General features: G+C 72.9%; 5 protein-coding genes. 1 reads left to right on the forward strand and 4 read right to left on the reverse strand.

What is annotated here, in order from left to right; genetic code table 11:
• Positions 1-96 precede the first annotated feature (96 nt).
• On the forward strand, positions 97-2,538 hold the full coding sequence (locus AB0A95_RS19580; protein ID WP_357557160.1) for a hypothetical protein: 2,442 nt from the start codon (positions 97-99) through the stop codon (positions 2,536-2,538).
• Here the strand turns inward: AB0A95_RS19580 and AB0A95_RS19585 are convergent.
• From AB0A95_RS19585 to AB0A95_RS19600, 4 genes are all read right to left on the reverse strand, one after another.
• Positions 2,523-5,255, reverse strand: coding sequence for an AAA family ATPase (locus tag AB0A95_RS19585; RefSeq protein ID WP_357557162.1), 2,733 nt, complete (start codon positions 5,253-5,255; stop codon positions 2,523-2,525). The genes AB0A95_RS19580 and AB0A95_RS19585 overlap by 16 nt on opposite strands.
• Positions 5,252-7,954, reverse strand: a complete 2,703-nt coding sequence (locus tag AB0A95_RS19590) for a LuxR C-terminal-related transcriptional regulator (protein WP_357557164.1) — start codon at positions 7,952-7,954, stop codon at positions 5,252-5,254. Before AB0A95_RS19590 ends, AB0A95_RS19585 begins: the two co-directional genes overlap by 4 nt.
• An 11-nt stretch (positions 7,955-7,965) precedes the next feature.
• The gene (locus AB0A95_RS19595; RefSeq protein WP_357557165.1) at positions 7,966-8,478 is read right to left on the reverse strand and encodes a hypothetical protein; all 513 of its coding nucleotides are present in this window, start codon (positions 8,476-8,478) and stop codon (positions 7,966-7,968) included.
• Between the two features lie 71 nt (positions 8,479-8,549).
• Positions 8,550-26,000 carry a toxin glutamine deamidase domain-containing protein gene (locus AB0A95_RS19600; RefSeq protein WP_357557166.1) on the reverse strand — a complete coding sequence of 5,817 codons (17,451 nt, stop codon included), beginning with the start codon at positions 25,998-26,000 and terminating at the stop codon, positions 8,550-8,552.
• Positions 26,001-26,020 lie beyond the last annotated feature (20 nt).

Genomic DNA, 26,020 nt, shown 5'->3' on the forward strand with positions numbered 1-26,020 from the left:
GGCCGGTGCCGGCCCGAGGCGGGACACAGAGCGAGGACTACGTTGCGACCCAGCCGACAGCGCACGCTCGGTGCAGGCCCGGGGCAGGCTCCCCCGGTGGACCTGCCGCTACCCGTCGACGGCCTGTGCGACCTCGTGCTGGTCCGCACCGAGGACGGCGGGTTGGCCCGGCCAGCGGATGACGCCACGGCGCTGACCGCGGAGGACGTCGCCGGCTGCGCGCGGGCGCTCGGAGTCGCGGGGCGGGACCTTCGCGTCCTCGTCGACGACGGTGCCCGTGACGCGGCCCTGTTCGGGCAGGTCGCCACCGCGCTGGGCTGCGACGTTCTGGTCGCGCCCAGCGGGGCGACAGTGCGACGCCGGACCGGCCCGGGCCACGCCGGCCCGGCCGAGGCGGTCCCTGTCGACCGGGTCAGCGGGGCGGTGGTCGACTGGGTCCTGGTGCAGCCCACCGCACTCCAGACCACCCGGCCCGGGTGGTTCGACCTGGCCGATGGCCTGGTGCTGCCGAGGAGCGGGCTGGCGACGCTGCCGCTGGCGGGCGGCCTGGAGTTCGCCAACCGCGAGGACTTCGCCGTACGCCGGGCCGCGGCCGCCCGGCTCGGCGTCGGTCATCCGGACCTGGTGACGGTGGCCCTCGCGACCCGCGCCGGCCAGTTCCGGCTCTCGACGTACCGGCAGGACGCCGCCGGGGAGAGGCCGGGCCGATATTCCGGGCAGGATGTGGCAGCGGCCCTCTCCGCGACGTTCCTGTACGGCGGTGACCTGCGCCTGTGGTTACGCTGGCCGGACGACCCCGCACAGTGCGCGCGCCTCGACGCCGAGGTGACGGCTCTGGCCGAGGCGACCGGCGCGACGGTGTGGACCCCCGAGATCGGCGGCGAGGCGGTGCTGCTGCGCGGCTGCCTGGACCTGGCCGCCCGGGACCGCTCCGGCGCGGTCGCCCGCTGGCGGGAATACCGCCCCCCGCACGCGCCGGGCGCGTCCCGCTTCGCGGCCGATCGCGACGGGCGGCTCATGCCCGCCGGCGGACCCACTGTCGGTGCCGCCGGCGGGGTGGCGCTGATCAGCTCGGAACGGCCGTCGGAGGTCCCGTTCCTCGAACGGTACGCCGACCTGTCGGCCGAGCCGGGCATGACACTCGTCGACCTGACCATTCTCGACGGAGGGCGTCTCGCTCTGCGCCACTCCGATGGCAGCCACCTCGCGGTGAGCGCCGTCGAGTTGCGGGCACTGTTGACGAACGCCGGATGGCAGGGCGCCGACCTCCAACTGCTGACCCCGGTGGCCGACGAGTGGACCGAGGGCCTACGGGAGCACCTGGGCGTTCTGGAGGCGGACCTCGGCGTCGAGATCTGGTCACTGGCCCCCGGCGCCGTCGTCGTGGTCCGCGACGGCCTGGCCCGGGCCGTCGACGAGCAGCGACGCCCGGCGCGCTGGTTGCGGGCCGCCGATCCGGATCTGCGGGCCGAGACCGGTCGGTGGCGCAACGACGATGGTTGGCTGATCCCACGTCGGCGGGGCACTGGCGAGGCGTCGACGCCCGCGCCGGGGCCGTCGCCCGCCTCGCCGCCAGACGGGTTGTCGCCCGTTGAGCAGGCGGCAGCGGCGCCGTCGCCCGAGCGGGTGTTGCCGGCACCGAGCCCGCGCCCCGCGCTGACCGTTCCCGCACCCGGCGGCCGACCACACGGTCTGCGGTGGTTGCCGGACCGGCCCGAGGTGAACGCCGAACCCGTGCGGGTCTGGCTGGCCAGCCCGTGGTCGCCGCAGCGGGTCGCGGTCGAGGGTGTGCCGTCGGCCGACCTGTTCCTCGTCGGCGACCTCGACGGCGAGCGGGTCGCCCGTGCCCACCCGTACCAGCATCTGCTGTGCCTGCGGGTCGAGGCCGGCGGCCTGGTGGACCTGGACCGGGTCGGTGACCTACCGGCGGCCCTGGTCCACGGTGCCGCCGGGGCGGCGGGCAGGTTCCTGCTGCCGGCGGGCTGGCTCGACCAGGCGCGGCTACAGGCGGGCTACGACATCGACGACACCGGGCGGCCACAGGAGGAGACCGAGCTGCCCGGCCATGACGTCGTGCTGCGCTGCACCGGAGCCCGACACGGCATGGACGGTCTCCCGGACGATGTGGTGCGCTGGCCCGGAGGCGGGCGGGGGGCCGGCGTCTGGGCGCTGATCCCGGCCGCCGGTGACGAGCCGACTGACGACTTCCTGCCGCTGCACCAGGGCCGACCGCCGGTGCGTGACGGACACCTGTTGGTACGTCTTCGGGTGGCGGCGGGCCGGGCGATCGACGCGCGAGCCAGCGCCGCCGCGCTCGCCCCCCACACCTCGGTCCGGTCGCGCCTGCCCGAGGTGGTGGCCGACGGTGTGACGCTGCTGTTGCCGTCGGGCTCCTACGACGACACCCGGGTGGAGCAGGTGCCGCACACCGACGGCGGGCGCTGGCGGCAGCGGGCGAAACGAGTCGACCTGGCTCTGCCGGACCTCCTCGGGCGTCGGCCCGCACCGGAGCTGTGGCGTCCTCAGCCGATGCGGTAGTCACCGAGCAGCACGGCAGTGGCCAACTCCACCCGGGACCGGTAGCCGGTGCGGTGGAACAGTCGGGTGAGCCGCCCCTCGATGCTCTTCGCGCTGTTCTGCGTGGCGGCGGCCAACTGTCGGTTCGACAGCCCTTCCGCGACCAGGGCGGCGAGCAACCGTTCGCCCTCGGCGAGGGTCTGCGCCCGTCCCGGCACCGTGATGCCATGGTCGCGCATCGCCTGGCGGACCCGGGACCGGTGCAGGATCGCGCCCAGGTCGCCGAGGATCTCGTACGCCTCACCCAACAACTCGACGCTCCGACCGGTCCAGCGGACCACCCGCTCGATCGCCCTGGCCACCTCGTGGGGCTGACCGACGATCCGGGCCAGTGCCACCAGGTCACCGGCCCGCACCCGGTCCGGTCGAACGATGAGTTGGGCGGTGGCGACCCGCAGGGCGCCGATGGCGGTGGTCTGGTCCGCCGTCGCCAGGGCGGACTCGGCGGCCGTGCGGGCGGCCCCGCCGTCGCCGCGTTCGATCGCGAACTCCGCGGCCAGCAGCCAGAGTTCGTCCAGGCCGACGACAAGCCCGTGCCGGGTGGCGGCGGCCAGGGCGTCGCCGACGACGCGTTCGGCGGCCGGCGGGTCGCCGAGGATCCACTGCGCCTCGGCCGCCACGGGTGCCAGCAGGTACGGCAGCGGGGCGGCGTCGGCGCGGGCGGCGTCGAGCAGCGTCCGGGCCCGCACCGGCCAGCCACGGGCGAGCAGTATCTCGGCCGCCGCCCGGTGCACGGTGCTGTGCGCCACCGGGCGGGTCACGGGGAGATCGGCTGCGATGGCGAGCAGCGCGGCGTCGCTCGCGGCATCCCACCGGCCCGCGCGCCAGTGCACCAGGCACCGCTCGGGCGCCGGCAGGTCGGCCACCGTCAGACCGGCCTGTGTCAGCGCACTGTCCGCCCGGTCCAGCGCACCGACGACCGCCGCCAGGCTGACCCGCGCGACGGTGTCCGCGAAACGTCGGCGGGCAGCGCCCCGAACCGACCCGCCGAGGCCCGAGCCGTCACCGGCCGAAGCGCCGGCCACCGGGACGCCGCCGGCCAAAGCGCCGGCCACCGGGACGCCGCCGGCCGAGCCGTCGCCGGCCGGAGCATCGGCCAGTGGGCCGCCGCCGGTGTCGGCGGTGGTCGGCATGCCGATCAGCAGCTCACTGTCGGAGTGGGTCGAGTCGGCCGGCAGCAGGCTCGCGGCCTCGGCCCAGCGGTCCAGGAAGCAGAGCGCCGCGGCCCGGGTCGTCCGGGTCGGCACCGGACCGTCGGGCAGCCACGGTTCGCCGGCCGCGACGGCGTGCACGTCAGGGGCCGCACGCGCGCCACGCGCGCTGGCGAGGGCGAGCAGTTCGGCCTCCTGCCGGGCGGCGTCGGGCAGGAGGCCGGCGTACTCGCCGAGCAGGTGACGCACCTGCGCCTGGGCGACGGCGTACCGGCCGATGCCGAACTCGGCGACGGCTCGGGCCAGCATGGCCTCGGCGCGGTCCGCGGGATCGCCGCTGAGGTCGGCCGCACCGGCCCACCAGCGGGCCGCCGCGACTGGCGCGCGTACCGCCGCGTCGTCCGCGTGCCGGCGCAGCAGTGCCGCCGCCCGCTCGGCGTCGACCAGGCCACCGGCGGCGGCGAGCTGATCCGGCAGGTACGCCGGATCCGCACAACGGGCGGTGCCCGACCAGAGCGCCTCGACGGCCACCTGCGCGAGCCGACGCCGTTCGTAGGGGCCGAGACCCGCGCGCAGGGCCAGTGCCAACGCGGGCACCCGGATCCGCCAGCCGCGCCGATCCTCCCGCACGGAACCCTCCGCGCGAAGGGCATCCAGGTGCTGGCGTGCCTGCTCCGGTGTGGTGTCGAGCGCCTGCCCGATCAGCTCGGGGACGGCCGCGCCCAACGGTTCGAGCACTGCCAGGGCGCGGGCGACAGTGTGGGTGGCCGGACCCAGCTGGCGTACCGGCCGGGTGAGGTCGTGCTCCGCGGGGATCCGGGGTGCGCCTGTCGCGTCGGTCAGGTAGGCGCGGCGTTCGACGATCCGGAGGGCCGCCGAGGCGCGGTAACCCTCGACGACGGCCAGCACCGCGGCGGGCACCCCCCGGCTGAGTCGGCGTAGCCGCGTCGAGAGGGAGTCGTGTGGTGTCGCCTGCAACGCCTGGCGGGCGAGCGCGTCGACGTCGGCACGGGACAGCGGCCGCAGCCGCTCGATCCGCACGAGCCCGCTCTGGCACAGGCGGTCGAAGGCGGCCACCTGGTCCGGGTCGGCACCGACGGAGTCGGCACGCACTGTGGCGACGCACCGTACGGGCACCGGGTAGACCTCGTGCAACACGCTCCGCAGGGCCTCGACGGATTCCGCGTCGGCCCACTGGGCGTCGTCGACGAGGAGCACCAGACCGGGGTGTCGCCGCAGGACGCGGGAGAGGGCGTGCGATGGTGGCTCGCCGGTGAGGGCGTGGCCACGACCGGCGGCCAGCCGGGTGGGGGTCGGGGTGAGCGCGGCGAGGATCCGCCCGGCGAGGTACCCCGCGTCGTGCCGACACTCCGGCGCCAACCGCAGGTCGAGTACGGGTCTGCCGGCCTGCGCGGCGGCGTCGCGCACCGTGCGCAGCGCATGGGTGCGACCGATGCCGGCGGGACCGGTGAGCACGGTCAGGATGGGCCCGTCGAGGTCGAGCGGGAGGTTCACCGCGACGCTCACGACGCCGGGCCGAGGATGTCCGTGGTGAGGCTCACCGCGGCCAGTTCGACACGCGAGCGGCAGCCGGTACGCGCGAAGAGCCGGGTCAGGTGGTTCTCGACGGTCTTCTCGCTGATCCGCACCTGCGCCGCGATCTGCCGATTGGTCCGTCCGTGACCGATCAACTCGATGATGCGCGCCTCCACCGGGCTGAACCCCGTCCGGGGCGTACGGGTGCGGGGCTGGCGAACGTCACGCTCCCGCATCACGGCGGCGACGGCGGACCGCAGCCAACCTGAGGTCATCGTCTTCGCCACCGCCTGTGCCTCGACGAGCCACGGCCGAGGGTCCTCGGCGACCCGGCCGAGCGCCAGACAGGCGTACGCGAGGGCGAGGCGGTTCCCACCCGCACGGACGAGGTCGACACCGCGTACTGCGGCGTTCTCGTCACCCCGGCACAGCGCCTGGATCAGCAGCGTCGTCTGACTGCTGAGCCGACGCCGAGGCTCGGCCGCGTCGGCGTCGACCACCGCCGTCAACCAGGCCATCTGCTCGCCGAGACCGAACCGTGCCGCGAGGCCCGCCGCGCGTACCAGGAGGTGCTCGACGCCGATGCGACTGCCGTGGTGCAGGTGGCTCTCGTACGCCCGCCGCCCGTCACCCAACCGCCGGCCCGCCTCCTGCGCCGTCTGGGCCTCCCCGGCCGGCCCGTTCCCGGCCCACCAGCGAAGTGCCGCGTACGGCGGGTCGTCCGGGACCGAGCGCAGCCAGGAGGGCGCCTCCGTGGCGCGACCCAGCAGGCCGAGCGCCTCGGCCGCCCAGAGCCGGGCGAGACAGCGCGGCAGGGGCGCCTCGGCGCCGGTCAGGTCCAGCTCACGGGCGGCTGAGAGCACGCCGGAGAGGTCGCCGTCGGCCTGGCAGGTGTGCAGCCGGTGGTACGCCGACAGGAGCCCGTCCTTCGGCACGCCATAGCGGTGCGGACCCAGGACCAGCTCCAGGAGTGCGGCCAGGTCCCCCGTCTCGCCGGCCAGCAGCAGCTCCTCGGTCGCCGGGCCGGCATCGGCCAGGCCGTGGCCGACGGCGTCGGCCAGGACGCCGAGTTCCGTCGGGTGCAGCAGCGATCCGGTGTCCGCGTGGGCTGCCGGCGGCATCGACGGCGCGGGCGGTACGCCGGTGCGCCACCAGTCGGCGAAGACCACTGTCGCCGGGGCCGCCGGTGCTCCCCGCAGAGCGGACCGGACGGTGGCGGGCACCGGCTCTCCGGTGTGCACTGCGACGAGTGCGGCGGCGGCCACGAGGTCCGCGGCGTGCCGGGACGACGCGCCGTGGCCTCGATGGATCGCCGTGTCCACCACCTCGCCGAGGCGGGCGACCTGGCCGGTGCGCACCAGCAGCCGCAGCAGCCGGGCGAGGATGTCATCGCCGGCCCGCCCGCCGCCGGAGTGCCAGAGCGCGGCGCGCAGCCAGTGCGCCGCCCGGTCCGGCGCGCTGTCGGTGTTCTCGTCGGCCGTGGCGGCGAGGGTCACCGCCGTACGCCTGTCGACCGGCAGGGCGATGCCCGCCGAGGTGACCTGGTCGGCCAGGGCCGCCCCGTCCGCCGGCCGGCCGGACGCGGCCCGACGGAACATCGCGGCGGCACAGGCGCGGTGCAGGCGGGCCACGGCGTCCGGGCCGGCGTCGGTGATCAGGCGGGCGGTGAGCGCCGGGCTCTGCGGGACGATCTCGCCCTGCGGCCCGGCGACGAGCAGCCCGTCGTCGATCAGCTCGTCGATCATCCAGCCGTAGTCGGACAGCCGGCCGCGCGTGGCGTCGGCGAACAGCGGCAGGTCGTCGATGCCGAACCGGGTGACGGCGGCCATGGTGGCCAGCCGGACGGCGACCGGGCCGCGCGCCCGCAGCGCGGCGAGCAGGCTGTGGTCCGTCGGCAGCGCGATCGGAGCGTGTGGGTCCAGCAGGCACAGGTGCCCCCGCACGACGGCGAGCCGCCCGGCCCGGGTCAACTCGTGTGCGATCTCCAGCACCGTGCCGGGGTGCCCGGCCAGCGGACCGAGCGCGGTGGACAGGGCCGAGGGCACCGCGTCGTCGAGCGGCACCGCGTACCGGCGCGCGAGCATCCCGCGCACGGCGTCGGCGCTCAACGGCGGCAGGTCCACCACGACGTCGGCGAGCGTGCCGAGTCGGCCGTCGCCGGGCGTGCCGGCGGCCACGACGAGGCAACCGGCGCGGACCGCGGCGGCCAGTGCCGGGGCCAGCGCCGGGCCGGCGTCGTCGGCGATCAGCACCGTCGGCGCCCGCCGGCCGATCAGGGCGAACGCGGCGGCGGCCTGTTGGGCCAACGCGATGCCACGCCCGGCGTGCGCGCCGGCTGGCTCGTCGCAGAGCGCACCGAGCGCGCTCAGCGGGCCGGCCAGCGGCGGGTCGGCCAGTAGCTCGTACTTGTCCCGAACGGCGTTCAGCAGCGCCGCGAAGCCGGCTGCGGTGTCGCCCGGTGCGGCAGGTGCCACCCGGAGCACCACCACCCCGGCGGTACGCCAGGCACCCGCGGCCGCGTCCAGCAGCGACGTGCGGCCACTGCCCGCCGGACCTCGGACCAGTGCGAAGCGGCCACCGGTCGCGGCGGCCGCACGGGCCGCGTCGAGGGCGTCCAACTGCGCCGTACGGCCCACGATCATCCGCCGTCTCGGGATGACTCCCGGCCGCGCGGTGCGTGGTCGCGGCACCTCCGGCACTGTCATCCGACCGCCGCCCCGACGGCCGGGCCGCTGCGCCCACCCGCTGCCACGCCGACGGCGTCCTGCCGGATCACCAGGAAGATCTCACCGGCCACGGCCAGGGAACGTACGTAGGACTCCTCGTCCTCGGTCTCCAGCCAGATGATCCGCCCACCCGCCTCGCGGGGGCGCTCCGCGCCGGCCTCGGCGAAGTGCGCGTCGATCAGCACCAGCGGCACCGGGGCCGACCACCGCTGCGGGACCCGACGGTTGGCGCGGTCGTTGAGCAGGACCTGCATCTCCTCCGAATCGCAGTCGAAGGAGTCGTAGGCGTCGAGCACCCGTCGCTGGATCCGCCGCAGGGACAGCTCGGCGTGCTCCGTCCGGACCGCCCGACGCCTCCCCTCCGGCACGGCCTGGTATCCCGGGATCAGGTCGGCCAGCAGCGCCGCCGGGTCGTCGGCGGTGACGCTGCGTTCCCCCGCGGCCCAGACCATCCGGTATCGCCGCTCTTCGTTCCCGACCCGTGCCACGTGCTCGCCTCCGTCCACGCCCGACGGTGTGCCGGGCGTGCCTGTTCAAACGAGATGCGGCCCCGAGTCGTTCACTGTGTCTCCGGCGCGTCGGCGATGAGCAGGATCAGCCGGTCCACCTCGGGGAAACCGAAGGTGCCGCGCTCAGCCAGCTGGCCGAGCCGACGGGTCCAGTAGGTCCGGGACGGGGAGTCGAGTTGGTGCAGTGTCCGCTGAATGATCAGCGCTGCCGCGTCGACGTCGTTTCTGGCGGCGTGACCGAGCGCCGTCACCATCGCGACGTCGGCCCCGGGCGGGGCGGCCACCTCGAGCAGCGGACGCAGCCGGTCGTACTCCTCCGGGCCCGCCTTGGCCACCAGGTCGCGCAGCGCTTCCCGGCGGGCCTCGGCACCGTCGGCGGCGAGCAGCCCCAGCGCCTCGTTCCCGACGCCCGCGCTGGCGAGGTCGATGACTGCGGCGGCGGCCTGACGCGCGGCCTCGCCGCCACCGCCGACCGTCTGCCAGGGCGGGTCGTCGAACTCGTCCGGCAGGAGGTTCTCCTGGAGGAAGGGCACCAACTGCCGGCCGCCGTCGACGGCGAGGATGTCGTTGAGTGGTTGCCACTCCCGCGTCGCGATTGCCCAGGTGGGCGCGGCCAGCCAGAGGCTGAGCAGCGGCATCGCGATCTCGGCCGCGAGACCCAGCAACGGACTTCCGGCTTCCGGGCCGTCCGCCACGACCCGCGTGTGGTGCAGCGACGTCAGCTGCCTGGCCCACTGGGCCCGCTGTCTGACCGTCAGGTGTCGGCGGGCCGGCTCAAGCGCGTCGAGCGCGCCCGGCAGGTCGTCGGCGAGGGCTCGGCTGACGGCTTCGAACAGCGGTGCCGTGACCGGACGCGCCTGCGCGGTGGTGGTCGGTCCGGCCTCCGGCAGCGGTACGTCCCGCAGCGGTGGCAGGTCCTTCACCTCCAGGTACAGGTCGCGAGCCAGCGTGGCGAGCTCCTGGTACCACACGCGGGCCTGCGCGACAGTGCCCCGGCGGGCCCCGTACGACCGCACCTCCACCACTGCGAGCTCGACCGAAAGGCTGCCGTCCGCCGTGTCGAGCTGGTCGTGCGTCGTCATCCCGGGGAACACGTGCTGCTGGTTGACCAGGTTCCCGTGCAGCGCCGAGAGCAGGTACATCATCGGCGACATCAGTGGTGCGGCGCGGGACGCGGTCCAGGGCTGTTGACGGCTCGACAGCCGCACACCGACCCCCGCGCCGGCCACGGCTCCGAGCTCGTCCAGGTAGCCGTTGTTGTGGTCGAGGTAGAACCGCGCGAAGCGGTTGTGGATCACGTCCGCCTGATCGCTCAGGTAGAGCCGCGCCCACCAGGGCAACTGTCGGACGTACAGGCCCAACGCGGGCCGGGACAGGGCGGCGACGTGTGCCTTGGTCAGGCTCATCGGGGCGAGCAGGTATTCGGCGGCCCCGGCCGTGTGCGCGTACGCCAGCGCGAGCACACCCTTCACCACGTCGAGCACCCGAGCGCTGGGCACCCGGCCCGCCTCGGCGAAGTGCCGCAGGAAGTGCGCTGCCTCGCGTTCGCCGAAGTCGATCCCGTCCTGTTGGTTCTCCTTGGAGCGGTAGGCGAGCAGGCCGAGCGGGGCTGACTCGAAGGTGACGGAACTGTCGCGCCAGGTGCGCTGCGCGACGTGCGCCAGGAACCGCCTCAGGCCCTCGACCGGCGTACCGATCGAGATGTGCCAGTGCCAACCACCGTCGTCGCCGCGCGGCGGCGGGCCGATCGTCCCGCTGGCCAACGGCGCGGCCGCCACCTCGGCGGAGGCGAGAGTCGCGGGCAGGGCGACAGTGGGCAGGCCCGGTGCCCCCTGGACCGCCTCGAACCGGTCCTCCAACTCCTGAAGCTGCCGCCAGAAGTCCTCGGTGTCCTCGATCCGGCCCTGCTCGCCGGGCAGGTTGCTGATGATCCCGGTGACCAACTCGGGCATGGCGACCCACACCGGGTCGCCGCTGGCCGGGTCGCCGGGGAGCAGGTAGCCGCGGGGCTCGCCGTCCTCGGCCTCCTCGGCCGCGTAGCGCAGCTCCTTGTGCTCCACCTCGATGTGGAAGCTGCCGTCGCGGGCACGGGCGAGAATGCCGTCCGATGACGCCTGCTCCGAGTCGTCGGCGTGGAGGTCCATCGGCATGGTGCGTTCACCCTCCAACCCACCGCCGCGATACCCCCTGCTGGCGACCGGATCCACCAGGGCCTCGGCCAGCGGCGGCCGGGACGTGCCGCCGCCGCGGACCACCCCGTCCGGACCGATCACCAGCGCACGGGCGTGGATGTCCGCGTCGTACTCTCCCGGTGTCTCCTGCGGCACGCCCACCCGTGGCACCGCACCCGGATCGGTCAGGTTCAGCCACAGCACCCCCTCGTCCGCCGTGTGATACGCGGCGTACACGTGCCCGAACCCCGACCGCGTCCGCTCCACCAACACCACGGCCACCGAACGCCGGCCGAGGTCATCGGCGCCCAGCCGCGCCGTCAGCGCGTCCCAGCCGTCGAACCGCTCCCAGTCCCGCCGATCCCCCAGCCACGCCTCCGCCGGCCGACCGAGATCCGAGTCGTCCCTCGTCCGGGGCACCCGGACCGCATGCGCCAGCGGGCCACCCGGGAACAGCCGCGACACCAGCGCCCGCACCACCGCGAGACAGTCCGCCACCGTCACCCGACCGGCCGGGTCGACGACGCGGCCCGCGGCGACGACCTCGCCGAACAGTCGACGCAGGCCGTCGCCGGTCAGGGCCGCAGACCCCTTCAGGGGTACGGTCGCCGACTCCGACCGCGTCTCGTCGTCCCGGCTGACCCGGCCGCCGAGGTGGAACAGCCGGGCCAGGTCACGTCGGTGGGCCGGCCCGGCCCCGACCTGGTCGATCAGGGCCCGTGCGGCGGATTGGCGGGCGACTGCGCCGGGGCCCGGCGGTGCCACGATCGAGGTGCGGTCCACGGCCCGCACCGCCACCAGCAGGGCGAGTTGCGCCTGGATGGTGCCGAGGTCCAGCCGCGCGGCGGGCATCCGCGCGGTGATCGCGTCCGGCGTGAGCAGAAGGGCACCGGGCGCCGTGTGCGGATCGGCTGTCGCCGCCAGCAGCACGCCCCACTCGGCCGCGTACCCGTCGACGAGCGTGGCCAGGCCCTGCGTGTCGCCGGCGGGGTCGAGAGCCGCCTCGATGCCGCCGTGCACCTGTCGTACGCCGGCGGAGCGCAGGTGGCGGACCAGCTCCCGCAGGTCCGTCCAGGTGTCCGTGGAGTCGTCGGTGATCCGCATCGTGACGGTGCTGCCGTCGGGCGCGATCGTGACGTTCCCCGGTCGACGCAGCCGCGCCGCCACGGCGACGCCGTCGACCGACGCACGCGCCGGATCCGCGGGGTCGAGGCCGAGGGTCAGGGTCAGCGCGGCGTCCGCGCCGGGCGCGAGGCGGGACAGCGCGCCACGAGTGCGGTACGGGAGGGGATCGTCACCCACGTCGAGGCGGTGGCGCAGGTCGTCCTCGACGGCCCGGAACTCGTCGGGATTGTTGACGAACCCGTCGTCCGGCCACTGGGCCGGCGCGTCGGACGCCTCTTCGGTCGACGCCCCGGCCAGGTCCGCGTGGGCGTCCGCCGCTGAAGGCGAGACCGGCGGTGCGGCCGGATCGGGTACGCCCTCGGTGGTGGCCACGAACCGGATCCGGGACGGATCCGGGGGTGCCGTCGCGGGCTGGCCGGTCTGGTCGTCCCAGTAGGTGGCCTCGCCGTCGTCGTCGCGGAACACGTTGAACGCGTGCGCCACCTCGCCGTCGGCGGCGTTGACGATGACGATGCCGGCGGCGCCGTCCACCGCGTTGCGCATCGCCTCGGTGACCGCGTCGAAGCCCGGGACGTCCCGCAGCGGATGCCCGGCGTACCAGGACAGCACGTCCACCTCGGTCGCCACCGACTCCGGGACGACGAAGGAACCCTGGCCTCCCGTGCGTATCCGCAGGTCCGTCACGATTGACGCGAAGACGCAGTCGGTCCGCGGGTGGGTGGGGTCCGTGCCGCTCGATCGCAGATAGGGGTGCCTGGTCAGCACCTCGCTCGCCACCCGGGGCGGACCGACCTCGGTCCACCCACTGCGGTCGGCAGGCGTCGCACCGGCCAGGTCGCTACCCCCCGGCCCTGGGGTGGAGGAGCCGGCAGGCGGGCCGGCAGGCGTGCTGGAATCCTCCGGTAAGGCCCAGTGCACCCTCCGGCGCTGCCCCGCGCCACCGGCGTTCCCGCTGTCGCTGGCCTTCGGGCCGCCGCCGGCCTTCCCGCTGCTGCCGGCCTTCAGGATGCCCCTGGGCTTCCCGGCACCGTCGGCTTTGCGTGCACCCTCGAACTGCTGGTGGTCGGGCGGTAGCGGCTGGCTGGCCGATGGTGCCGTCAGGGACACCGGCTGCGACTCCGTACGGACCGGAGCCGGCGGTCGGGTGTCGACGCCGTACCGGTCGGCCAGCACGTCGGCGAGGTTGTGCGAGGGAAGCTCCTTGCGGAACCGACCACCCCGGAACTCCTCCCAGTTGTGCGCCGCTCGCAGGCCCTCGCGGACCTCCTCGTTTGTGTAGCCGAGCACCTGGCCGTCCTTGTCGACCACGACATGCCGGTTGGCGAACACGGGACCAATCCACCCGCGAGACAGGTCCTCGACGAACGCCCGGTCCGTCCCGGCCATCACGACCAGGGGCGACCTCCGGGAGACGCCCGCCGTTTCCAACGTGTCCAGGACCTGCGCCGCCGTTCGGCCGCCGATGGTGGTCGTGCCGTCCACTGTGATGCCGCGGCCGATCACCATCGGCGCGTCCGGGTGACCCCGCAGCCCCTCGATGGCGTCCACGTGGGTGTCGCGGTCGGCCGCGCCCGGCAGGTAGACCCCCGCGTCGACCTGCCGGCCGGGATCCACCAGGGCGAACGGAATCCGGGTCTCCACGGTGCCGGCGAGCAGCCGGGTCCGCGTGGTCTTGCTCCCCACCGGGGCATCCGGGCTCAGCCGCTCGGCGAGGGCGTCGATGGACCCGCCGAAGCCGGCGAGATCCTCGACCCACTTGGCCGCGTCGCCGACGGCCTGGCCGGCGTTGCGAACCGTGTCGACGATGCCCTCCCAGACGACGCTCGACACCGTCGAGGTCTCGCCGGTGATCTCCAAGAGCACGTCGCGTTGACGCAGAACGACCGGGTGTTTCTCCTCGTGGGAGCCGGTCTTGGCCGGCGCGAAACGCCGGCCGCGCCGGTCCGACCAGCGCAGTTGGGTACTCGCGCCGATGGTCTCGGAGCCGATGAACGACACGCCCAGGATGGTGAAGTTGAGGAAGCTCTGGCCACCCGGGGCCGCACCGAACTCCGGCCGACCCGCCGAACTGGTGCCACCGCCGCTGTCGCCCGACGCGTCGCCGGAGTCCAGTTGGCGCGACGTGACAGTGGGGCTGATCGCCGCCCGGACCCCGTCGCCCTGGTTCAGCGAGACGAGCGGGGCCAGCGCCACGGTCAGGCGTTGCTCGACCTGGCTGGTGGAGGTCAGGACCTTGCCGACGATCGGGAAGTACTCGAATACCGCGCTGGCGTCGTGGCCGGGCACGAAGTCGACAGGCACATCGGGGTCGCCGGGGTTGGGCTTGTGCTGTTCGGCGGGAAGCCGCCAGGGCGACGCGGCGATCGTCTTGATGGTCAACGTGCCGTCGACACCGACGCCCAGTCCTCCGCTCGGGAAGGTCTGTTTGACTCCGCCGCGTTTGAGCAACGAGTAGAGGTTGCCCCCGCCGACCTCCCCGTCCACGAACCCGGTGAGCTCCCACTGGTTGACGCCGGGAAGCACTTCGAGCACCAGTCCCTGCAACTTGGGGAGGTCGCTGAACCAGCTCACCCGGAACTCCGGTCCCAACCCCTCGGTGGGACGGAAGGACCGGAGCACGCCGAGGGTGAACCCGCCCATCTCGTTGGCCCGGGAGGTCGGGTTGATCCGGACCCCGTGCAGGGTCTCCGGCCCCGCCGGGTCGCCGCGCAACACCGTGACCGCGGGCGGGCGTCCCGTACCGTCCGGCACCAGCGGCTGGGTGGAACCGTCGGCCGCCATGAACTCCAGCACGGCGCCAGCCTTCAGCCAAGACTCCTGGCCCGCCTCGCCGGCCGGATTGGTCCAGAGCGACTTCGCCCAGGAGAAGATGGTCGGCGTCACCGCCGTCATCAGCCAATCATTCAGTGTCTTCACCCGCACGTCGACGCTGATCTCGAAGGGGTAGTACATGCGGGCCAGCCCACCCTTGGACTTGGTGATCACCCGCGGTTCCTGCCGGTCCCGTTCAAGGTCGGCCTCGCTCCGCTGCCGAGACAGCTCGATCTGCGGAGTCCCCCCGATCAGTCGCACCGGTTTGTGCCGCTGCGCCCTCGTGTGCACGGGGCCGGAGAGGCGACCGGTATGCGACTTCACCCGTTGCGTCGCCTTGCCCCGGGACTCCAGGTGGGTCCCGTGCATCTCCATGTCGGACTCCGGCGCGGGTACCGGACCGAAGGGGCGACCGTTCTCGTCGACGGCGCCGGTCGTGGAGGGGTCGATCTGGTGGGGAATCTTCCGGCCGTGCAGCCGCAGCGGATCGTGCAGTGGGTCGGGGCGGGCAAGCAGTTTGTAGTCGACCACCATGGTGCCGCCCCGGTGGGTGATCGCGCGTTGGAACCCGGCCACCACCACCGGGTACGGGGACGGCCCGGAGCTGAAGTACCGGCGGATGTCGCCGCGCGTCACGATGCTCGACGCGTGCAGGGTGATCCAGTCGTAGAGCCCGGCCGAGTAGCTGTTGGAACCCAGGTCGGTGGCGCCGTCGGCGTCCACCTTCAGGCTGCGCAGCGTGTGGTGCAGCAGCTCCCGACCGGCGGGAAGTCTGATGTCCAGCACCGAGGCGTCACCCAGGCCCAGCCGCTGGCTGATCCGTCGTGGTGGGTACACGGCGTCCGGGCCCGGTTTCTCGCCCGGCTCGGGGGGCAACAGGTCGAGGGCGGCCTTGACCTGGGCGTGCAGCGCGGGGGGCAGACCCGCGATGAAGTCGACAGGCCGCTGGAAGTCGGCCGGAATACCGTCGGTGTCGGCGAAGTGGTCGACGTCGGGCCAGGACCGTTCGAGATCCCGCCAGATGGTCGCCATGTCGAGGATGCTGACCACCGCCTGGATGCCGTCCTCGACGTCGATCGCGCTGTCCGACGCCGTCGCCGGCAGTGCGGCCTCCCACATCCCGCCGAAGAGTGAGCGGAGGCTGCTCACCAGGTTGCGGGAGGCCCCGGTGAAGGTGCCGACCATCGTGACCGGGATGGTGATCGTGTAGACGCGAGCGCTGATGTTGTTGATCCGGTAGTCGGTGCCCGCCAGCGTCTTGGTATCGCTGACACGCTCACGCGTGGACGTGAGGTACGTGGCACTCGGCGCGTTGCCGTAAGGGTGCACCACATTGGCGCCTGCACTGTGGTAGCGCGTCTCCTCCCGGCTCCGGGTGAACGCGCTGGTGCCGGTGACCGGGATCCCGTCCTCCACGTAGAGCTCGTAGTCGCGGGGCTGTGGCACGTACCGGGGCACCTGACGGATGTAGGCCTGCAACTCGTGCCGGCCTTCCGCGTCGGCGAGGAAGCCCGGCTCGAATGCCTGCTCCGAGGAGTGCGCGCCGCGCAGCGCCACGTCCATCACCGCCAGCAGCCGCTCCTCGCTGATGAAGACCCGGCGGGTGTGCGCGGACAGGGTGGTCGGCCAGCCGGGGTTGTTGCCGATCAGTTTCGACCACCGTGCGACGAGTATGTCCGGAAGGTTGCTGAGCCATTCCTGTAGCGGGGCGAACTGGCTCGTGGCGAGTTCCGCGAACATCTTGTCGAGCGCGGCGCTGCCGCGGACGGCGTCGATGCCCGCGAGGTTCGGCAGGCTGGGTCCGACGCTCAGCATGGCTTGGTCGAAGTCGGTAAGGGGCCGGTGACTGATCGGCTCACGCCGGGGCGCGGGTGCGGCCAGCACGCGCATGTCGGGCACCCACGCCTCGTAGGAGACGGGTTGGTCCCCCGGTGTGAACCTCTCGTCCGGTGTGTCGTGGCCCTCGTCGTAGGCCTCGGCGCGAAGGTTCGTGGCGAGGACGAACTTGTGCATCGCCTGGTCCTGCTCGGTGTCCAGGACCACCGACCGACCAGGGACCTGGCCGTACCCGAGGGAGGTGGTGTTCTCCCAGGTCTTGCCGATCACGGTGCCGCTGAGCACCGAGTTCGTCCAGCCGGGCAGCAGGCTCTTCAGCCACTTCCGGACCGGCAGGCTGAGGTTGCCGTCGAGCGCGGCGCGTTTGGACCGGAACATCGACCGCAAGCTGTCCAGCCGGAAGAACGAGTCGATCGTCATGTTGGCGCCGAGTTCGTCGGTGAGGCCCTCGTACCCCACCTCCGGGTCCTGGTCGGCGGGGACGAAGTACCTGATCCATTTCCGGTGCGTCCCGGAGGCGGTGAGCTTGTCGTAGGGCACCCACAGGCCGGTGCCGCGCAGGGCACCGATCATGCCGATCCGGTGCGCACCGGAGCTGGTTTCCAGCAGCCGCCTGTGGTTCTTCGCCAACAGCTCGGTGGCCGGCGCGGTCTTCGGCAGGTATCCCTCGCTGCGCAGGTAGTCCTCCACCTGCTCGTCCAGGTCCGGTCGCGGATCCGCGGCGGTCCCCTGGGGGGCCACTGTGAAGTTCTTGAAGACCGCCATGCCGGGCCCGTCACCGTCGACGACGCCGCGCGGTGGGTGGCGGACCTTGTCCGCGTCGCGCAGCGTGTACGGCAGGTATCGCACCCGGGCGCCATGGCCGGCGGAGTTCCCGGACCACGTGCGGGAGGGCGGCGCGGCGTGCCGCTCCTTCCCGCCGGTGATCAGTTCGAGCTTCCACCTCATGCCGACATCGGCGACCATGCCCCGTCGGATCGCCTTGGTGGCCGTGGGGTCGGGTGCCATGCCGGGCCGTTTCGGGTCGGGTTCCCGGCCGGACCGGAACCCGCGGCCCACGAACGAGACAGCCCCGCTGTTGTGGCCGATGGTGACACCGGTCCCCAGGCCGAGGGTGACCGAGGGGCCGCCCGAGAAGAACGTGCCGGGAGTCTTGGTCTCCTCGGCCGGCGCCTTCAAAAGCGTCACGCCTGCGGTGACCGGCAGGTCCAGAGCGTTGCGCAGCACGACCGATCCCCGCTCGGTCATCTGTGCCTCGGTCAGGAACTCCAGCGAGTTGTCGCTGGCCCGGCTGACGATACGGCTGGTGTCGTCCTTGAACGGCACTCCCGTCAGGCGCAGGACGCCGAGCAGTCTGCCGTTCGCGTCGTGGATCGGGTCGCTGTAGGCAGCCCCGTCGCGCGCCCGCTGGAAGACGTTGTGCATGTTGCCGTGCCCGGCGAAGCTGAAGATGTGCTTCTGCGACCTCGTGTTGAGCAGCCCCGCGCGGTGCCCCCGCCGGGCACCGAGCCGGCGACCACGGCGGGGTGAGCGCACGGCCGGCGTGGCACGGCCGGCGCGCCGACCGCCAGCGGCCCTGCCCCCGGCGGCCCTGCTCCGCGCGCGTGCCTCCGCGATGAGACCGGGCAACTCGCTCAGGATGCGCAGCGGCAGCTCCGTTGGGTCGTGCAGCGTGTCCAGTGACATCGGGTACGAGGCGAGAGCCACGTCGTCCGCCACTGTGGTGTCCTCCGGAGGATCCGGCACGGCGATGTGCTGTGGAAAGAACACCACCAACCGCTCGCGTACGCTGTTCGACTCCGGGTCGGCCTCGATGTCCTGCCAGGGGTCGTCGGGATCGTCGAGAGTGGGTCGCCCCGGGGGCGTGACCAGCCGGGGCGGACGGGCCGCCGGCTCGGCCGTGACCCTCATCTCCCAGGTGTAGAAGTGCGCCAGTCCTGGTTCCCGCAGTCGCTCGATGGTCGCCGGCCCCGTCCCGGTCTCGACGAAGGCGGTACGGGTCTGCCGGTTGTGGGTCAGCCGGGGCACCGCCGACACGTTGAGCACCCGCAGCGGGCCGGTCGTCCCCAGACCAAGGAACTCCTGGATGGGCAGCGGCAAATCGCGGTAGTTGATGTTGCTGTGGCTACTGGTGGAGGAGACATCCGAGAAGCGCCGCCTCTCACCCTGGCTGACCGGGGGCGGCGGGTAGTGCGGGGCGAGGTCCCGCTCGTCGTGTCGGGTGAGCGTCGAGTGGAACGTCAGCCGTACCGCGTGGCGGCCGCTTCCGACCACCTGTACCGAGCCGCTGCGCCCGGTGGAGGACGGCAGATCATCCACCAACGCCATCGGTGTGGTCAGGCGGGCGATGTCGCCCTGGATCTCCGCCTCCTGAGTCCAGCGCCCCAGCGGGCGGACGGCAGCGAGCGCCAGCTCCCGCATCCGAGCCGCGGCCTGCTCGGTGATCAGGCCCTCTGCGCCGATACTCAGGTAGCTACGATCGCCTTCGGCCTCGTCACGATCGCCGAAGATCGTCAGGTCCGACTCGCGCTCGTCGGCGATGTCCTGCCACTCGTCGAGGGCCTCTCGGGCATCATCGGCTCGCGCCGTGGCCGTGTCACGCACCACGCCGGCGTCCCGGGCCGCCCGGGTCAGGCGGGTCGTGGTGTTCGCCAGGTCCGTCTCGGAGGGCAGGCGCTCGACCTCGGTACGCAGCACGTCCCGTTGCGCGGCGGCCTCGTCGCGGCTCGCCGTGGCGGCCTGGGCGGTGGCCCTGTTCTCGGCGTGCTCCTCCTCGGCAAGGCGCAGGCGTGCCCGCAGGCCGTCGTCGCCGTCCAGGGCGGCGCGCTGCTCGCGCAGGCTCGCCGTCACCGATTCCAGGCTCTTGTCCGTCGTGGTGATCGTGGCCCTGGCCCTGGTCAGGGCGGCGTCGGCTGCTCTGCCCCGGGCGCCCTGTTGCCGCCCCTCCCCAACGATCGCGTCGAGCCGTTCGTTGAGCCGGGCCTGTTCCGCGATGAGGTGGATGCGCCGCCGCTGACCGGCGGTACGCTCATCCTGGGCGAGCGTCGCGAGGCGCTCCTGGCTGAGGTTGTTGTCGAGCTGTTCCTCGATCTCCTCCAACCGGTCCTGCGCCGTGTCCCGCTCGTCCTCCAGCCTGGTGATCTCGGCTCGCGCGGCGGCCCGGTCGGCCTCGGCCTCGGTGCGGGCCCGCTCCGCGTCCGCACGCGTCTCCCGCAGGACGTCGTGCTGCCGCCCGGTCCGCGCGAGCTGCTCGGTCGCGTCCGCCAGCGCCTTCGTTGCCGCGGCCACCTCGCCCTGGCTGACCTGTAGCGCCCGCACCGCCGCATCCGTCTGCTGCTGCCGGTCCCGCACCTGCTGTTCGGCACTCGTCAGGTCGTTCCTGGTCTGCGTCGCCGCCCGTACCTCGTCCCGGTGGTCCCGGAGGTTCTTGTCGGCCTTGTCGGCGAAGTGCTGGGCGTCCCGCTGCCCGGGTTCGAGCACCGAACTCAGGAGCAGCCTGGTCTCCCGGAGCATCGCGTTGATCTCCGGATTGGGGTATAGCTCGCCGTCCTGGGGATGGTCGGCGAAAGCATCGGGAATACGCGGGGCAGGGGTGGGTTCGTCAGCGCCGTCCCGGACCCCGCCCCGACTGTCCGCGCCCTTCCCACCGCCCGGACCCGACGGGCGCCCAACCCCACCGTCCCCGGTCGCCGACGAGCCCTGTCCCCCGGCGTCACGGGTGTTCGACGTCGCCTTGCCCTTCCCCTTGCCGGTCGGTGTGTCGTCGTCCGAGGCCGGCGACTCCAGCATCGCCTCGACCGGCGGCAGCAGGTCCCGGTCATAGCTCAGCGCCAGCAGCTGGCCTCGGGCGACCCGATAGTCGCGCACCAGGTCGACGAGGCCAGCCCTCAGCGTCTGCTCGGACATGTCGGTCAGGCCCGCTTCCAGGGTGGCGAGTCGCCGGTCGAACGCGGTGACGGCGGAGAAGGCGGCCGACGAGCCCGGCTGTCCGAGAGCGGTCCTGATGTCATCAAGCCGGTCGTCCCGGAGCGACACGAACGCCTGCACGATGTCCTGCGCGTTGCCCGGCAGCGCCGCCACCAGCTGCGCGGCGTCGTCGACACGGGCCAGACCCACTGTGTACGTCGGCAGCGCGCCGGACGAGCGCGGGGAGGCGTCCGCGTCGCCTGGTTCGGGCGACGCGCCCCGCAGGCGTTCCACAGTCGGCACGGTCTCCGCGCCGGTCGCCCGGTTCACCTCGTAGCGGGCGTGGTCCACCCGGAGCAGCGCGTCGCGGAAGTGCTCGCGTACCGGCCCCAAACGGCTCTGGTCCGAGCTGACCACAGCGGCGAGCCCCTGCCGGGCCGCGTCGAGGACCGTCCTGGCCGTTTCCACCTGCTCGGTGCGCTCCGGGCCGTCCGCCGTGCCGGCCTGGTCGGTCAGCGCCTCCCGCAACGCCGACTCGATCCGACCCGCCAACCGGTCGAGCTGGTCCAGGACCTGCTGCGCGGCGTGCCGCACGCCGTCGATGGTCGCCGGCACCAGATGGTCCACCCGGGCGACGGAGGTGGTCTGCACGCTCGTCAGCGCGTACACCCAGGGGTTGTTGGCGTAGCCACCAGGATCCGGGTTGTCGACCAGTTCCCAGCCCTGCGCGGTCGACTGCCAGTAGTTGCCCTGTGCGTCGACGTTGAGCACCGAGTTCGGGACCGGCGTGAGCTGGCCGTGCGCCGCGCCGTACGCCTGTGCCGCCGCCTGGACGCCACCGAACGGCGCGGTCTCCGTGGGTGCCCACTGCTCGGAGCGGGCCCGGGCACGCTCGGCCACCTCGTGCGCCTCGTTCGTCAGGGCGAGCATGTCGGCGACAAAGTCGTCGGTGCTGTCGAGCGTGGTGTACGGGTCGTACTGCACCCCGGGGGTGGCGTCCTGGTGCGCACGGTTGTTCCGCTTCTCCAGCACGAAGATCGCGCGCGTGCCGTCGGGCGACAGGTGTGGGGGGAAGCTGTCCAGCTTTCCGAAGAGGTCACCTTGGCTGATGTTCACCACCGGCACGCCGGTGAGCCCCTCCTGGATCAGCTGTCGCACCGAATACCGCCGGTCCGTGCCGGAGACCCGGTACAGGGCATCGATCCACGACATTCCCTGTTGCTCGGCCGGGTGACTACCGAGGCCCTGCTGCTCCTGCCGGTAGGCGTTCTCGATGTGGTTGGTGATGTCCAGGATGTTGCGGCTGACGTAGTCACTCACCACCGGAAGCAGGTTCGCACCGTAGTGGATCATGTCCTGCCGGCTGAGCAGGAGCACCGAGTTCTTGCTGATATTGGATCCGGCGATCGGACCGATCACCTCACCTGTCGCATTCGTCAGGACCTGGACGAGGGCTCCACGCAGTTGCGCCGGCTCCTCGAACTGCATGAGGTCCTCGATGTCGGCCGGGGAGAGGGGCTGCCCAGGGGCAAGGGAGCGAACGAAGTCGGCCATCAGACGCCTGGCAATCCGGTCGGCGACCCCCACCGCCTCCGACACAGTGCCGGCGGCGGCAACGCCGAGCCCCGCGGCGTCCCACTGGGCGGAATCCATCAGGGTGGGAAGCGCCGCCAGGGATCCGCCCGCGGAGAGCTGTAGGTGGATGTTCTGGCCATGGACGTTGGACGGATGAAAGAGCGTCTGATCGGCCATGCCCTGCTCGACCTGGACGTTGTCCGGGGTCTGCAACGCCTGGGACAACGCGTCGGCGTAGTCGCGGCTCTCCGGTGGGACCTGGTTGAGCCAGTCGTCGAGATACCCCCGTTGCCAGTCCGCGGACGGTTGCAGGGCTTCGCCCATCGTCAGCCCGATGCGTCCCGCGTCCTGTAGCCACCGCATGAGCGCCTTCCCGAGGCCGTGATACTGCGCCACGGTGAAGGGGACGGTTCCCTCCTCCCCCGCCACCGCCGCACCGGGCGCGTAAACCACCTCGGCGGCGAGCCACAGCTCCTGCCGGTGACCCTGGTAATGCCGCCCCTCGACCGCTCGCAGATGAGCGAGAGTCGGGTACCAGCGGTCCGAGTAGCGGCCGTACACCGGGGATTTGGTCTCACCCTTGACCGTCAGACCGAGTGAGTGCACCGTGGCGATGGTCTCGCCCAGCCATGCCTCCTGTTGAGCGGTTGTCGCGGGGTGCACCGGGGCTCCGATGCGGACATAACCCTCCAGCTCGCCGCCGATCAGGCCCGGTTCGTGGGTGTGCGGCGCTCGGTCGAGGAGTGCGTCCGCCACCCGGTCACCGAGCGTCGGCAGCGCCGACTCGGCAGCGCCGGCCAGCACCGCGCCGCTCGTCAGGTCCACCTGCCGCAACGCGCCGTCGGCGTCGGACACCAACCGCACCGGCCCGCGCAGCTCCCCCGGCGGCCGGTCCATCTCGAAGTCGACGAACCGACTGTCGGACCCGTTCGGCGAGACGTCCCCCTGCGTCTCCACCAACACGAACCGTGACTCGGAAGCACGCCACACCAGGGCCATGTGCGCAGGCGTCTCGCCGTTACCCGACGGCGGCAACCACACCGGCGTCACCGCGCCAACGGACAGCCCCGCCAAGCGGTCGACACCACCCGCCGGCCCGAACCAACCGCCAAGCGACTGGGCCACCACATCCCGGGCTCGCGGACCATCCACCTCGGCCACGATCGGCACACCGACCCGGCGCAGCACCCCCGCGACCCGATCGGCGCAGTCCGCCGACCTGTCCCAGGCCGGCAACTGGCCCACCGCCGACCGCAGCCGCCGATCCACATCGCCGCGTTCCGGGGCGACCCCCTCCGCCCCCTGCCCGACCTGCCCCATGCCGGCCGGCTCGTTGCTCGACCCGTTGGCTGGCCCGTTGGCCGGCTCGCTGGCTGGCCCGTTGGCTGGCTCGTTGCTCGGCCCGTTGGCTGGCTCGTTGCTCGGCTCGCTGGCTGGCCCGTTGCTCGGCTCGTTGGTCGGTGACTGCGCTGGCTCGACCCGGTCGACAACAGCCGGAGGGGACAGCTGATCGGTTGACGTCGGCACCGCCGAGCGGTCTCCGCCCACCACCTCCGGGCGGCTCGGGCCGACAAGCGTGTCGACCGACGGCAGGAGCGCCGCGCCGGCGACGCTGCGCACCTGATGGTGCGCCGAGTCGTAGGCCGTCAACACCCTCGCGATGTCGGCCCTCGCCTGCTGCTTCGACAGGCTCGGCAGCGACTCCTCCAGGTGCGTCAGCGACTGCTGGACCGACCGGACGGCGTCGCGGGCGGCTGCCACCTCCGGGGCACGGTCCGGCGGCGACGCCTGGAGCGCGCCGATGATCGCGGCCTGCGCACCCTCGAACGCGGCGCGGGTGTTCGCCACCACGTGCGACACATCCTGGGTCGACGAGGCCAGCAGTCGCTCCACACCACCGCTGCGGGGATCGCTCCTGCCCGGCGACGCCTCAGTGGACTGCGGCAGAGCCGGGTCCGCACCCTCCGACCGGTCGGTGCCGAATCCCAGCGTCTGCTGAACACCGGGGTCCGAGACGGTCCGCAGGTCGGCTGAGCTGCCCGGGTCCGTGGTCGCCCAGTCTGCCCCATGAGTACCGTCGCCCCCGACCACCGTGGTCGCAGGCCCCGATCGGGCGGCGCCGCCATCGAACGACTGGCCCGCGCCCACCTGTGCGCGCTGCTGCCCCTCCCCGCTGGCACCGCCAGCGTCACCCACCGCTGACGCCACACCACCCGACGACCCCACACCACCCCGCGACGCACCACCAGCACCACCAGCAGCCTGCTCCGAACCCGACCCCACACCACCCCGCGAGGCACCACCGGCACCATCGGTCTCCGGGGCTCCGGCCGCGGACCGGCCGTTGGTGATCTGCTCACCGCCGACGCCAGCGCCGTCCTTCTCGGCGACCTCGCCGGATTGGCCACCCACCGTGGGCTCGGCCGGCAAACCGCCCGACAGGCGGCCGGCATCCTCGTTCGAGCCGACAACCGAACCATCGCCGAGCCCGCCGCCCGACCGATCAGCGACGCCGCCGCCGGTTGGCGTGCCCGCGACACCGCCGGCCACATTCGTCCCGTCCTGGCCTGCGGAATTGCCGGCACCCTGCCCCGCACCCCCGTCCACCACGCCACCGTCCGCCACACCACCACTCGCCACACCACCGTCTGCCACACCACTCGCCGCACGGCCGTCGGCCACACCACCACTGGCCACGCCACCAGCCGCCGCGTGGCTGTCCGCCACACCACCACTCGCCACGCCATCGGCAATCCCCGCCCCACGACTGACGCCCGCGCCCGCGTCGCCGTTGGACGACTGAACGCCGGCGCCTGCCGCGCTACCCTCCGAAATGCCGCCGGTTCCGGCGTCTGTCGACACCTGCTGATCCGCTGCGCTAGACGCGCCGGCGCCCAGCCCGGCGCCCAGCCCGGTGCCGACACCGCTGTCCCCGAGGAGGGACTGCCGAACCTCATCGGTGGCGGGCGACGTGTCTCCGGTCCCGGCGTCACTCTTCTCGTCGCCGACCAGCTTCTCGTTGTCCCAGTCGCTACCGCTGCTGTTGCCGTCATCGACGGAGTACGGGGGTGGTTCGGTCGACGGCGTCTCCTTCTCGTTGTTGACGCCGGAGTCGCCACCGCCCTGCTGCCCGTCGCCGCCCAGAGGGGCCGCCTTGTCGTACCCGTTGCGGTACGGCAGGTTGAGGCCGTCGGCCAACTGCCCCGGAGAGGCGGCGTTGCCCTCGTACAGGCCACCGAAGAAGGCGCTGGTCGCCGTCCACGGCCGCCACTCGATCCGCTCCCCCACCGCAGCCTGTCCGGCGGCGGTAGCCGGCATCGCCACGGCCGCCTGCGCCGCGCCCTTCGTGAAGAGAGCACCGGCCCGGAACACACCGTCGGTGATGTAGAGCGTGCCGTCGGCACCCACCCGGTCGACCTTGGCGATCCTCCCCGCCGCCCAGTCGACGGCACCCGAAGCAGCGGAATTGGCCAGACCGGCAGCCGCACCCACGATCACCGTTTGAATCAGAGTCTTCTTGATCGCGTTCCAGTCGATGCCCTCCCGCACCCCATCGGCATCCTGCGCCGCCTGGATCACGATCATCAGCAGCGGCTCCTGAGCGATCTCCTGCCCGACCTCGACGAAGAGGTTGCGAAGAATCGCGGTGATGACGGCGCGGAACCCACCAACCACCAGCGGAATCGCCAACGCTCCGAACAGCGACGCCATCAGCCAGGCCAACTGGATGGCCAACAGCGCCAACTGCACCACCAGCAGGATCTTCTGTTCCTGAAGCTCGGCCGCACCGTTCTTCAGGTCCTTCCGCATGCTCTCCGCGGTCGACCGCAGCTGGTCGAGATAATCGACGAGGCTGTCCAGCGACTTCGTGACGCCGTCGGCGAACTGCCCGCTCAACACGGCCGGCACCCGAGAACGCTCAGCCACGAGCGTCTCCCGGGCCTCATCCAGAACGTCGCGAAGGTGCTCCCACTCCCCGGAGTGCGCCCGCATCCCGCTCTCACTGCCCGTCGGCCAGGTCGCGCCGACGAAGAAGTTCAAGATGTGGTTCAACCAGTCAGGAATGGGGGTGTCCATGCCGGGCCGCTCCCGCTATC

Origin of the sequence: Micromonospora sp. NPDC049230, assembly GCF_040647875.1 — a bacterium.
Taxonomy (GTDB): domain Bacteria; phylum Actinomycetota; class Actinomycetes; order Mycobacteriales; family Micromonosporaceae; genus Micromonospora.